This is a genomic window from Pseudonocardia kunmingensis (genome assembly GCF_006716445.1).
GTDB lineage: Bacteria > Actinomycetota > Actinomycetes > Mycobacteriales > Pseudonocardiaceae > Pseudonocardia > Pseudonocardia kunmingensis.
Genome location: NZ_VFPA01000003.1, coordinates 1,227,928 through 1,240,148, shown reverse-complemented (window position 1 = coordinate 1,240,148; position 12,221 = coordinate 1,227,928). Strand labels below are relative to the sequence as shown.

Sequence of the window (12,221 nt, the reverse complement as noted above, 5' to 3'; positions counted from 1 at the left end):
CGCGGCAAGGATGTAACGTCACATTCAGGAAGTCAATGATCAGCGCATAAGCGCTGCTCGAGATGCTGTAACGTTAACTAGCACGATGGGCCAGGGGTGAGATCGCGGAAGGATGCGCCACCGTGAGACGGAGCAGCCTCAAGGACGTCGCCACCCGGGCCGGCGTCTCGGTGATGACGGTGTCGAAGGTGGTGAACAACCACGCGGGCGTCGCACCGGAGACGCGCGCCAAGGTGGAGCGCGCCGTCCGGGAGCTGCAGTACCGGCCGAACCTGGCAGCGCGCAACCTCCGCCGCGGCCGCTCGGGGCACATCGCACTCGCCGTGCCCGACATCGCCATCCCGTACTTCGCCGAGCTCTCCCGCAAGATCGCGGTCGCCGCGGCGGCGCACGGCCTGTCGGTGCTGATCGACCAGACCGGGGGCCAGCGGGCCCACGAGCAGCTCGCGATCTCCGACGCCCGCGCGCAGCTCGTGGACGGGGTGGTCCTCTTCCCCTCGGGGCTGCGCCCGGACGATCTCGCCGACCGGCGCGGCGGCGTGCCCGTCGTCCTGCTCGGCGGCCGCGCCGACCGCTCCACCGACCACGTCGTGATCGACAACGTGGGTGCGGGCCGGGAGGCGACGGCCCACCTGCTCGGCCTCGGCCGGCGCCGGATCGCCGCGATCGGGCCGAACAAGGAGTACCCCGGCGGGTTGCCCCACACCCGGCTGGAGGGCTACCGGCTCGCCCTGCGCGACGCCGGTCTCGAGCCGGACCCGGAGCTGGAGGTGGTCGCCCCCGCCTACCACCGGGCCGACGGCGCCGCCGCGATGCAACAGCTGATCACTGCGCAGCCCGACATCGACGCGGTGTTCTGCTTCACCGACCTGCTCGCCGTCGGGGCGATCAAGACCCTGCACCGGCTCGGTCGCCGCGTTCCCGAGGACGTCGCGGTGGTCGGCTTCGACGACATGGAGGAGGGCCACTTCCACACCCCGGCGCTCACCAGCATCGCGCCGGACAAGGAGCAGATCGCCGCCGGCGCCGTCGACCTCCTGGTCCGGCGCCTGGGCGCGACGGAGCACGCGTCCCCGCGCGCCGTGCAGGCCGCCTACCGGCTCGTCGTGCGCGGCAGCTCCGACCCGCACAGCTCCGACCGCTGACCGCCGGCGGTTCGATGATCGTTGCGAGATCCATGGATCCGCCCCACCGAGCGTGAGCCCGCCACCTCACATCCCGACGGTGCGTCGTCGTATCGCTGGCACCAGCCATCCAGCTCGCGGGCGACACCGCGACGGGCCGGGCCTACGCGGAGTTCGGCCGGTTGCGCGACGGCAGCTCACACCCGAACGACGCGCTCCACCACGACCGCTACCGGCGGACTGCCGACGGCTGGCGGTTCGCCGAGCGCAGCTCCGAGATCCGCTACTACGCCGCCACGCCGCTGACGGGCGCGGCACCCGACACGGCGGGCTCCCCCGAGATCCCGACCCCGGCGGCCGACCAGCCCGCCTGATCGCCTACCGGTGCCGCTGCATCGCCAGCTCGTGGAACTCCCTCCGCACCCGTTCGATGCCAGTGGCCGTGCGGGTGGGGTGCACGCGGTTGGTCAGCAGCACCATCGCGCGGCCGGCGTCGGGATCGATCCACAGGCTCGTGCCGGTGAAGCCGGTGTGGCCGTAGGAGCGCGGGCCCGGGCCGGTGCCGACCGGGGAGCCGACCTCGTCGCGGCCCTGCCAGCCCAGTCCGCGGCGCAGGTTCAGCCCGTCGGTGCGGGCGGCGGTCATCAGCGCGTGCGTCTCCGGGCGCAGCAGCCGGCCGGTCAGGAGCGTGCGGGCGAGCCGTTCCAGATCGGCGAGCGGGGCGAACAGGCCCGCGTGCCCGGCGGGCTCCCCGAGCACCACCGCGTTCTCGTCGTGCACCTGGCCGGTGACCAGGCGGCCACGCCACGCGCACTCCTCGGTGGAGACGGCGCGGTCGGGGTCGGGGGTGAAGGTCGTCGCGCGCATCCCGGCGGGGTCGGTGACCAGCTCGCGGACGAGCGCGTCGAGCGGCTTCGCGCCCACGGCCTCGGCGACCAGGCCGAGCAGGATGAAGCCCTGCGACGAGTACTCCACGCGCGTGCCCGGCGGAGCGGGCAGGGGTGTGTCGCGGATCGCGGCCAGCAGGTCCTCCCGCGTGTGGTGCGTGCGCCAGAGCGGGGTGGCGCCGGGCAGGCCGGAGGTGTGGGTCAGCAGCTGGGAGACGGTGAGGCCGGCCTTGTCGGGACTGGTGCCGTATCCGGGCAGCAGGGCGCCGAGGCTGTCGGTCAGGCTCAGCGCGCCGCGCTCGACCAGCGCCATCACCGTCAGCGCGACGATCGGCTTGGTCACCGAGGCGAGGTCCCACAGCGCGTCCTCGCCGACGGGGGATCCGCCCCGGCACCGGGCGCCGGCGAACCCGCGGGCGATCGGTCCGCCCGCATCGCCCACCGACCACGCGGCGCCGGAGAAGATCCGGTCGTGGACGCCCCGCTCGACGACGTCCGCGATCGCGTCAGCCATCCTCGCCCACCACCCGCAGCCGGCCGCCGCCCAGCGCCGCCGACAGCCGGGCGGCGGCGTCGCGCACGAGCGGGCCGAGCACGTCGGCGCTGTCGCGGCTGAGCACGAACGTCAGCCCGCTGACGGCGACGGCGCCGACCACCGCGCCCGTGCCGTCGACGACCGGGGCGGCGATGCTGCGCACGTCGGGTTCGTACTCCTCGTCCTCGACGACGTACCCGTGCGCGTCGACCTGTGCCACGGCGGCACGCACCGCGCCGGGGTCGGTGAGCGTGTGCGCCGTGCGGGCGGGCAGCGGGCCGGCGCCGAGGAGGGTGGCGGCCTCGCGGTCGGGCAGGCCGGCGAGGATCGCGCGGCCGACGGCCGTGCAGTGCAGCGGCACCTCGTCGCCCGCGCGCACGGCCAGCCGGTACCCCGACGCGGGCTCGACCACGTCCAGCTGCACGGCCACGTCCCGCGAGCGCAGGGCGTAGTGCACGGTGTGGCCGGTGCGGCGCTGCAGGTCGGTGAGCACCGGACGGGCGAACCGGCCCTCCCGGCTGCTCGCGAGGGCGGCCGCGGCCATGCCGAGCAGGTGCGGGCCGACCTGGTAGGAGCCGCCCGTGGTGGTGGCGAAGCCGGAGTCGACCAGCGTGCGCAGCATCCGGTGCGCGCTCGGCTTGGGCACCTGCGCCGCGGTGGCCAGCTCCGCCAGCCGGTGTGGCCCTTCGGGGCGGGCCAGCGCGGTGAGCAGGGCGAGTGCCTTGTCCAGCGCCCCCCGCGCCTCGGCCGGCCGCTCGCCGGGTTCCCCGCCGGATTCGTTGACAGCCGTTGCCATGGCGCCTACCTTACCGCCCAACGTTCCGTGAGACGGAATGCTGAGTAGAAAAATTGGAATGGAGTGGTGCCCGTGACCGCACGGCTGTCCCGGCGCTCCGCCCTGCGCCTCGCGGGGCTCGCCGTGCCCGCGGTCGCCGCGCTCACCGCGTGCGGCACGAGCGAGGCACCGATCGGGCGCGTCCTGCGGCTGACGCAGCCGGGCGACACGAAGACGCTCGACCCGCAGAAGCAGGGCGACATGACGTCGATGAACGTCCTGATCAACCTGTTCGACACGCTCACGACCCGCGGCCCGGACAACGAGCTCGCTCCCCGGCTGGCCCTGTCCTGGTCCAACCCGACGCCGCTGACCTGGCGCTTCCAGCTGCGCCCCGGCGTCACCTTCCACAACGGAGAGCCCTGCGACGCCGCGGCGGTGAAGTTCAGCATCGAGCGCCTGCTCGACCCGGGCACGAAGTCGCCGATCGTCGAGCTGCGCTACGTCACGGGCGCGGCGGTCCTCGACCCGCTGACCGTCGAGCTGCAGACCGACCAACCGGACCCGATCCTGCCGGCGAAGCTGTCGCTGTTCGGGGGCGTCGTGCTGCCGCCGCGCCACCTCGCCGAGGTCGGCGACGACGGGTTCGCCCGCGCGCCGGTCGGGACCGGCCCGTTCACGTTCGTCGACTGGCGGCGCGACCACGAGCTGCGGATGCGCGCGAACGCCGCGCACTGGAACGGGCCCCCGGGCGTGGACGAGCTCGTGTTCCGCCCGATGGCCAACCCGGCCTCGGCGCTGGCGGCGCTGCAGAGCGACGAGGTGGACCTGGTCACCGGCCTCACCCCGGACGCCGCGCTGCAGCTGCGCGGCTACCCGGGCGTCACGATCGACCGCTTCCCGGGCATCCGCACCTCCTACCTGTCGCTGGACACCGAGGACGGCCCGCTGCGCGACCCGCGGGTGCGCCAGGCGCTCAACCACGCCGTGGACGTGCCGCTGCTGATCGAGGCCGTGCTCGACGGCAACGCGCGCGAGGTGCCCACGATGATCCCGCGCGAGTCGTTCGGCTTCGACCCGTCGGTCGCGCCGTTCACCCGCGACACCGCGCTCGCCGTGCGGCTGCTCGCGGACGCGGGCTACCCCGACGGGTTCGACACCGTGCTCACCGCGTCCAGCACGGATGCGAACGTGGCGGAGGCGATCTCGGGCCTGCTGGCCAGGGTGGGCGTGCGCGCCCGCGTCGACGCGGTCGACCCGGGCACCTACTCCAGCCGCCTCACCTCCGAGAACCGGCGCGCGCTCGGACCGATGTACCTGGCCGCGAGCACCGGCTGGACGCTCGACGGGCAGAGCAACGTCCAGTCCAACGTGCGCCGTGACCGCCGCCAGAGCCGCTGGACCTCCGACGAGGCGGACCGGCTCATCGACCGCGAGGAGCTCTCGGTCGACCCCCGGGAACGGCTGCGCGCGTTCGCGGAGCTGCAACGACTGTTGAAGCAGGAGGCGCCGTTCGTGTTCCTCTACCAGATCGACACCCTCACCGCCCGGGGTGACCGGCCGCGCTGGCGCCCGCCGATCCACGGCTCGTTGCAGATGGCGGGCGCGGAGGTGGCGACGTGAGCCAGCCCGTCGTGGAGGTGCCCCGGACGCCGGCGGCACCGGGGACCGGGATCGCGCGCACGTTGCTGATGCGCGCGCTGGGCGCGGTCGGCGTGCTCGTCGCCGCGGCCACGGTGGCCTTCCTGCTGGTGCGGCTGTCCGGCGATCCGGTGGCCATGCTGCTCCCGCCCGACGCCACCGCGGAGCAGGAGGCGACGCTGCGCGCGAGCCTCGGCCTGGACCGTCCGCTCCTGGTCCAGTACCTGGACTACCTGTGGGGCCTGCCGCGGCTGGACTTCGGCACGTCCCTGTTCTACGACCGCCCGGTCGCCGACGTGCTGCTGGAGCGCATCCCCGCGACGTTGCAGCTCGCCGCGGCCGCCGCCGCCATCGCGCTGGTCGTCGCGGTGCCCGCCGGGATCTTCGCGGCGCTGCGCCGCGGCCGCGCGGGCGACACCGGGGTGATGGCCGCGGTGCTGGTCGGGCAGTCCACCCCGGCGTTCTGGACCGGCATCCTGCTGGTGCTGGTGTTCGCCGTGCAGTGGCAGCTGCTGCCCGCCTCCGGGTACGGCTCGTTCGAGCACCTCGTCCTGCCGGCCGTCACGCTCGCGATCTACTCGGTCGCGGTCATCGCGCGGCTGCTGCGCTCGTCGCTGATCGAGGTGCTCGGTTCCGACCACATCCGCACGGCGCGGGCCAAGGGCCTCGGCACGCCGGCGATCGTCGTGTCGCACGCGCTCCGCCACGCCGCGCTGCCGGTGATCACCGTGGTCGGCCTGGAGGTCGGCAGCCTGCTCGGCGGCGCGATCCTCACCGAGCAGGTGTTCTCCTGGCCCGGGATCGGGCGGTTGACGGTCGAGGCGATCGGCAACCGCGACTTCCCGCTCGTGCAGGCCGCGATCCTGTTCTTCGCCGCCACGTTCGTGGTGGTCAACCTGGTCGTGGACGCCTCGTACGCGATCCTCGACCCCAGGGTGCGGGTGGCCCACCGATGACCGCAGCCGTGACCGCCGCCGTGCCCGTCGCGCCCCGCGTCCGCGCGGTCCTGCGCAACAAGCTCGCCGTCGTCGCGATCGCCGTGCTCGCCGCGGTGCTGGTGGCAGCGGTGTTCGCCCCCGTCGTGGCGCCCTACGACCCGGCGGCGCAGGACCTGCTGGTCCGGCTGCGTCCACCGGCCTGGCTCGCCGGCGGCGACGCGGCGCACCTACTGGGCACCGACCAGCTCGGCCGCGACGTGCTGAGCAGGCTGATCCACGGTGCGCGGGTGTCGCTGCTGGTCGGCGTGTCGGCCGCGCTGCTCGCCGGCGTGATCGGCGCGGTCGTCGGCCTGGTGACCGGCTACGTCGGCGGTTGGCCGGACCGGCTGCTCATGCGCCTGGCCGACCTGCAGCTGGCGTTCCCGTCGATCCTGCTGGCGCTCGCGATCGTCGGCTTCCTCGGATCCGGCCTCTGGTACGTGATCCTGGTGCTCGGCTTCACCGGCTGGGTGTCCTACGCGCGGGTCGTGCGGTCGGAGGTGCTGTCGCTGCGCTCGCGCGACTTCGTCACCGAGGCCCGCGCGATCGGCGTGCCGGGCCTGGTGATCATGCGCCGGCACCTGCTGCCGAACGTGCTCGCGCCGCTGGCCACCATCGGCACGCTGCACGTGGCCGCCGCGATCGTCGCCGAGGCCTCGCTGAGCTACCTCGGCCTCGGCGTCCCGAAGTCCGTGGTCACCTGGGGCGGCATGCTCAGCGACGGCCAGCTCTACCTGGGCACGTCCTGGTGGATCGCGGTCTTCCCGGGGCTCGCCCTCATGTTCACGGCGCTCGCCGTGAACCTCGCGGGCGACGTCCTGCGCGACGTCGCCGACCCGAAGGCGTACCGCTCGTGAGCGTGGTGGAGATCCAGGACCTGTCCGTGGAGTTCCGGCTCGGCACCGGCACGGTGCACGCCGTGCGCGGTGTCGACCTGCACGTCGACGAGGGGGAGATCCTCGCGGTCGTCGGGGAGTCGGGCAGCGGCAAGAGCGCCACGGCGCTGTCGGTGCTGCGCCTGAACCCCGAGCCGCCCTGCGTCTACTCGGGCGGGTCGGTCCGGATCGACGGGCGCGACGTGCTCGCCATGAGCGAGCGGGAGCTGCGCGACGTCCGCGGCGACGACGTGGCGATGATCTTCCAGGACCCGATGACGAGCCTCGACCCGCTGCAGCGCATCGGCACGCAGGTGGCGGAGGTGCTGCGCCGCCACCGCGGGGCCTCCCGCGCCGAGGCGCGGGCCGCGGTCGTGCCCGCGCTGCGCGAGGCCGGCGTCCCGGAGCCGGAACGCCGTGCCGACCAGTACCCGCACGAGCTGTCCGGCGGCCTGCGGCAGCGGGCCATGATCGCGATGGCGCTGGTGGGCCGCCCCCGCGTGCTCGTGGCCGACGAGCCGACCACCGCGCTCGACGTCACGGTGCAGGCGCAGATCCTCGACCTGCTCGTCGAGCTGTGCGAGCGACGCGGCACGGCGGTCGTGCTGATCACCCACGACCTCGGTGTGGTGGCCGAGGTGGCCGACCGGGTGGTCGTCATGCACCGGGGCCGGGTGGTCGAGTCCGGCGGCGTGCTCGACGTGCTCGGCGCGCCGTCGCAGGAGTACACGCGCGAGCTGCTGCGTGCCACCCCCCGATTGGAGCTGCGATGACCGCTCTCGTGGAGCTGGACGGCGTCCGCAAGGAGTACCGCGGCCGCCGCGGCGCGCCGGGCGTGGTCGCCGTCGACGGCGTGAGCCTGGCCGTGCGGGCCGGGGAGACCACGGCGATCGTGGGGGAGTCCGGGTCGGGCAAGTCCACGCTGGTGCGGTTGCTGCTGAAGTTGGAGCCGCCCACCGCGGGCACGGTGCGCTTCCGGGGCCAGGACCTGGCCGCCCTGTCGCGGACCGGCCTGCGGGCGGTGCGCCGCGAGATGCAGGTCGTGCTGCAGGACCCGTACTCGAGCATGAACCCGCGGATGCGGGTCACCGACATCGTCGCCGAGCCGATCGTCACCCACGAGCCGGGTACCGGTGCGCGCCGGGCGCGCCCGGCGCTGCGCGAGCGCGTGGCCGGGCTGCTCGAGTCCGTCGGCCTGCCGGGGGAGGTGCAGGACCGCTACCCGCACGAGTTCTCCGGCGGGCAGCGGCAGCGGATCTCGATCGCCCGGGCGCTCGCGCTGCGCCCGGACCTCGTGGTGCTCGACGAGCCGACGAGCGCCCTGGACGTGTCGGTGCAGGCGCAGATCCTGGAGCTGCTCGCCGACCTGCAGACCCGTCTCGGGCTGACCTACGTGTTCGTCTCGCACAACCTCGCGGTGGTGCAGCAGGTCGCCGACCGGGTGGCCGTCCTGCACCGCGGGCGGGTCGTGGAGGAGGGCAGCACGGATGCGGTCCTGCGCACGCCGCGGGAGGCGTACACGCAGGCCCTGCTCGCCGCCGTCCCCGACCCCGACCCGCACCGGGCCCGGCGCCGGAGGGCCGCCTGATCGCCCTACCGCGCCGACAGCACCAGCCCGGCACCGCCGAGCAGCGCGATGTCGTCCACGACCGTGGAGCTCACCACGACCACGGGCGGTTCGGCGGTGGGCGACCACGCCGACGCGGCGCGCAGCCGCCGCTGCACCCGCTCCCGGAAACCCCCGCCGCCGTCGCGCGCCTCGCCGTGCAGCACGAACAGGCCCGGCGCGAACAGCTGCTGGATGTTCAGCAGGCCCAGCGCCAGGTTCTCGGCGTACTCGTCCACGACCGCGGCCGCCTGCGGGTCGGCGCTCGCGACGAGCCCGGCGAGCGTGGCCGGGAGCCCGCTGCCGGCCACCCGCTCGCGCAGCCAGCGGGTGGTGGCCACGGTCTTCCAGCAGCCGCGCGCGCCGCACGTGCAGACGCGGTCGCGCCCGGCCACCGTCATGTGCGCGCCGCTGCGCCCACCGGGCGGGGCGAGCAGCTCGCCCCCCAGCAGGATCCCGACGCCGAGCACCTCGCCGGTGGACACCGACGCGAAGTCGCTGCGGCCGCGGCCCGGCCCGAACCAGCGGTCGCCGAGCACCTGCAACCGAGCGCGGTGCTCCACGTGCACGGGCACGCCGAACCGCGCCAGCCGCTCCCGCACGGGGTAGCCGCGCAGGGCCGGTGCGTCGTTGACCTCGATGATCACGCCGGCGTCCGCGTCGACCAGGCCGGCGGCCGCCACGCCGATGCCCAGCGGGCGCTCGGCGCCGAAACAGGGCGCGCACGCCGCCAGCAGCGCGGCGTCGACGCCGGCCGGGTCCGCGGGCGCGAACACCGCCTCGCCGCGCCGCAGCACCGCGCCGGACAGCTCCATCAGCGACGCCCGCACCAGGCCGGGCAGCAGCTCGACCGCTCCGAGCGTGCGCGCCTGCGGACCGGGGGCCGGCTCGGGCACCAGGCGCAGCGCTGCGCGGTGAGGGCGGCTCATGCCAGAGACCTTATGCACGTCCAGCACAGGAAGGTGGAGACAGCCGTGTTACGACTCGACCGGCAGCCGTGGCGGGAGGTCCGCGCGGCGGGGGAGCGCGGGGCGATCGCCGTGCTCCCCGTCGGCTCCCAGGAACAGCACTCCGCGCACCTGCCGATGGGCACGGACACGCTGCTCGCCGAGGCCGTCGTGGACGCGGCGGTCGCGCGGCTCCGCGACGGCGGCCCGGAGCTCGTGCGGCTGCCCGCGCTGCCGTTCGGGCACAGCCCGCACCACCTGTTCGCCGCGGCCGTGTCGCTGTCCCCGGCGACGCTGCAGGCCGTGCTCGCCGACGTCCTCGACTCGCTGGTGCGCAGCGGGTTCCGCCGCGCGCTGCTCGTCAACGGCCATGGCGGCAACGACGAGATCGTGCGGCTCGCGGTGAAGCGCTGCGCGCTGGAGCGCGACGTGGCCCTCGGGGCCTGCTCCTACTGGGCGCTGGGCGAGGGCGGGTCGCCCGGACACGCCGGCGCGTTCGAGACGTCGCTGATGCTCGCCGCGCACCCCGACCTGGTCGCGCCGCCCGCACCGTGGCACGCGCCGGACGAGCCGCCGCTGTTCCACCGCCCACCCGCCCCGGGCCTGCTGGTGGAGCGGCACGGCGAGTGGGCGCGGGTGGGCGGCACGACCGACGACCCGGCGGCCGCCGACGCCACGACGGGCCGCGCGCTGCTCGACGCCCGCGCGACGGTGCTCGCCGAGGCGATCCGCGCCTTCGACGCGGCCACCGCCACCAGCCACGGAGGGGAAACCCGTTGAAGATCACCGAAGTCGACGTGCAGGTCGTCAACCTGCCCCTGACCAACCCGTTCACCAGCTCGTTCGAGACGAAGACGGGTGAGACGCGCACGATCGTGCGGATCCGCACCGACTCCGGCGTCACCGGTTGGGGCGAGACGATGTGGGGCCGGCCGGTGGCCGAGCTGGTGCGCCGCCTCGCCGCGGACCTGGTCGGCACCAGCCCGTTCGCGCTCGAGGCCTTCCACCGCCGTCAGCACATGGTGCCGTTCTTCCACGGCTACCTCGGCTACGCGGCGATCGCGGCGCTGGACGTCGCGTGCTGGGACGTGATCGGCAAGGCGACCGGGCAGTCGCTCACCGACCTGCTCGGCGGACCGGTGCGCACCGAGGTGCCGATCACCGCGCTGGTCACGCGCGCCGACGCGCCCGGCGCGTCCGCGGCCGACCTGCCGGCCCGGCTGGCCGAGCACACCGCGCGCGTGGTGGCCGAGGGCGGGTTCACGGCGGTGAAGCTCAAGGGCACCCGTGACGTGTTCGGCGACGTGCGGATCCTGCGCGCGCTGCGGGCGGCGCTGCCGGAGGTGGCGCTGCGGGTGGACCCGAACGCCGCCTGGTCGGTACCGGACTCGGTGCGTGCCGGCATCCAGCTCGAGGAGCTCGACCTGGAGTACCTCGAGGACCCGTGCGTCGGCATCGAGGGAATGAGCCAGGTGCGGGCGAAGGTCCGGATCCCGCTCTGCACGAACATGTGCCTCGTCCGCTTCGAGGACTTCGCCCCCGCGGTCCGCCTCGGCGCCGTCGACGTCGTGCACGGCGACGTCTACAAGTGGGGCGGGATCGCGGCGACGAAGGCCCTCGCCGCCCACTGCGAGACGTTCGGGCTCGGGATGAACCTGCACTCCGGCGGCGAGCTGGGCATCGCCACCGCCGCCCACCTCGCCGTGGTGGCCAGCACGCCGGTGCTGTCGCGCGCGATCGACAGCATGTACTACCTGCACGCCGACGACGTGATCGAGCCGCTCGAGCTGCACGGCGGCAGCCTGCGCGTGCCCACCGGGCCCGGCCTCGGCGTCGTCGTCGACGAGGACAAGGTCGCCCACTACGCGGCGGTCAACGCGCGGGAGGGCGACCTGACCGGCTAGTGGCCCCCGAGACCGCCGCCTGCACCGCCTCCCGCAGCGCGCGCAGCAGCGGTCGCCGGTCGTCGCGCCGCCAGGCCAGCGCCAGCCGGCTCGGCTCCACCCCGGTGATCGGCCGGATCGCGATGCCGGGTCGCGCGACGTTCGGCGCGTTGCCCGCCGAGAGCAGGCAGACCCCCAGCCCGGCCAGCAGCGCCTCGGCGGTCTCGTCGGTGTTCGCGATCTCCGCGCCGATGCGGGCCGGCACGCCGTCGCGGGCCCGCGTGACGAGCCAGAAGTCGCGCAGCGCGCCCGCGGCGGCCGGGAGGGCGAGGAACGGCTCGTCCAGCACGTCGGAGATGTCCAGGTCGGTGCGGCCCGCGAGCGGGTGGCCCGCGGGCAGGGCGATCAGGCTGGGCTCGCGGACGATCTCGACCTGCGCGTAGCGCTCGCCGTCGCCGGGCAGCGGGAGCCACACGAACGCCGCGTCCGTGCGGTCCGCTCCGGAGGCGTCCAGCCCGGCCGCCGGGTCGCCCCAGCCGACCTGGCGGACCTGCAGCGTCGCGTGCGGGGCGGACTCGGCGAGCCGGGCCCGGACGGCGGGCAGCAGCCCGCGTCCCAGGCCGGTGCTGATCCCGACGACGAGCGTGGTGCGCTCGCGCTCCGCGGCGGCGGCGAGCGCCTGCTCGGCCTCGGTCCACGCGTCGAGGACGGCCCGGGCGTGGGGGAGCAGGGCCGCGCCCGCGGGCGTCAGCGTGACTCCCCTGCGGTCGCGCTCGAACAGCCGCACCCGCAACTGCCCCTCCAGCGCGCGCAGTTGCTTCGACAGCGTCGGCTGCGAGACGTAGAGCGCCTCTGCGGCGCGCGTGATGTGCAGGTGCTCCGCGATCGCGACGAAGTACCGCAGGTCCCGCAGGTGCACGTCCATGCCGTCTGGCTATCACAGCAGGACTTGGACGGCGAGCAGCGCAGCG

12 protein-coding genes and 1 pseudogene are annotated in these 12,221 nt (G+C 74.8%); 9 read left to right on the top strand and 4 right to left on the bottom strand.

What is annotated here, in order from left to right:
- Positions 1 to 122 precede the first annotated feature (122 nt).
- Both FB558_RS28870 and FB558_RS28865 read left to right on the top strand, forming a co-directional pair.
- Positions 123 to 1,145 (top strand): LacI family DNA-binding transcriptional regulator, encoded by a 1,023-nt coding sequence (locus tag FB558_RS28870; RefSeq protein WP_211366895.1) that lies wholly within the window; start codon positions 123 to 125, stop codon positions 1,143 to 1,145.
- Positions 1,146 to 1,234: 89 nt separating this feature from the next.
- Positions 1,235 to 1,498, top strand: a pseudogene (locus FB558_RS28865) (nuclear transport factor 2 family protein); the annotation flags it as partial.
- 4 nt (positions 1,499 to 1,502) lie between these two features.
- Here FB558_RS28865 and FB558_RS28860 read toward each other — a convergent pair.
- Positions 1,503 to 2,525 (bottom strand): serine hydrolase domain-containing protein, encoded by a 1,023-nt coding sequence (locus tag FB558_RS28860; RefSeq protein ID WP_142058659.1) that lies wholly within the window; start codon positions 2,523 to 2,525, stop codon positions 1,503 to 1,505.
- Positions 2,518 to 3,342 (bottom strand): IclR family transcriptional regulator, encoded by an 825-nt coding sequence (locus FB558_RS28855; RefSeq protein WP_142058657.1) that lies wholly within the window; start codon positions 3,340 to 3,342, stop codon positions 2,518 to 2,520. Before FB558_RS28855 ends, FB558_RS28860 begins: the two co-directional genes overlap by 8 nt.
- Before the next feature lie 72 nt (positions 3,343 to 3,414).
- Here FB558_RS28855 and FB558_RS28850 point away from each other — a divergent pair, with 72 nt between their 5' ends.
- The 5 genes from FB558_RS28850 to FB558_RS28830 are packed head-to-tail and all read left to right on the top strand — an operon-like array spanning position 3,415 to position 8,402.
- A complete protein-coding gene (locus FB558_RS28850) occupies positions 3,415 to 4,944 on the top strand; it encodes an ABC transporter substrate-binding protein (protein WP_142058655.1) in 1,530 nt (509 codons plus the stop codon).
- The gene (locus FB558_RS28845; protein ID WP_246106804.1) at positions 4,941 to 5,918 is read left to right on the top strand and encodes an ABC transporter permease; all 978 of its coding nucleotides are present in this window, start codon (positions 4,941 to 4,943) and stop codon (positions 5,916 to 5,918) included. The genes FB558_RS28850 and FB558_RS28845 overlap by 4 nt, the downstream gene beginning before the upstream one ends.
- Positions 5,915 to 6,796, top strand: coding sequence for an ABC transporter permease (locus FB558_RS28840; RefSeq protein WP_142058653.1), 882 nt, complete (start codon positions 5,915 to 5,917; stop codon positions 6,794 to 6,796). Before FB558_RS28845 ends, FB558_RS28840 begins: the two co-directional genes overlap by 4 nt.
- On the top strand, positions 6,793 to 7,587 hold the full coding sequence (locus tag FB558_RS28835) for an ABC transporter ATP-binding protein (protein ID WP_142058651.1): 795 nt from the start codon (positions 6,793 to 6,795) through the stop codon (positions 7,585 to 7,587). The genes FB558_RS28840 and FB558_RS28835 overlap by 4 nt, the downstream gene beginning before the upstream one ends.
- Complete coding sequence (locus FB558_RS28830) at positions 7,584 to 8,402, top strand: ATP-binding cassette domain-containing protein (protein ID WP_142058649.1); 819 nt, start codon at positions 7,584 to 7,586, stop codon at positions 8,400 to 8,402. Before FB558_RS28835 ends, FB558_RS28830 begins: the two co-directional genes overlap by 4 nt.
- Before the next feature lie 5 nt (positions 8,403 to 8,407).
- Here FB558_RS28830 and FB558_RS28825 read toward each other — a convergent pair whose 3' ends face one another.
- Positions 8,408 to 9,349, bottom strand: coding sequence for an ROK family protein (locus tag FB558_RS28825; RefSeq protein WP_142058647.1), 942 nt, complete (start codon positions 9,347 to 9,349; stop codon positions 8,408 to 8,410).
- A 45-nt stretch (positions 9,350 to 9,394) separates the two neighbouring features.
- Here FB558_RS28825 and FB558_RS28820 point away from each other — a divergent pair, with 45 nt between their 5' ends.
- A complete protein-coding gene (locus FB558_RS28820; protein WP_246106803.1) occupies positions 9,395 to 10,147 on the top strand; it encodes a creatininase family protein in 753 nt (250 codons plus the stop codon).
- Complete coding sequence (locus FB558_RS28815) at positions 10,144 to 11,271, top strand: mandelate racemase/muconate lactonizing enzyme family protein (protein WP_142058643.1); 1,128 nt, start codon at positions 10,144 to 10,146, stop codon at positions 11,269 to 11,271. The genes FB558_RS28820 and FB558_RS28815 overlap by 4 nt, the downstream gene beginning before the upstream one ends.
- Here the strand turns inward: FB558_RS28815 and FB558_RS28810 are convergent.
- A complete protein-coding gene (locus tag FB558_RS28810) occupies positions 11,240 to 12,175 on the bottom strand; it encodes a LysR family transcriptional regulator (protein WP_142058641.1) in 936 nt (311 codons plus the stop codon). The genes FB558_RS28815 and FB558_RS28810 overlap by 32 nt on opposite strands.
- Between the last annotated feature and the right edge of the window lie 46 nt (positions 12,176 to 12,221).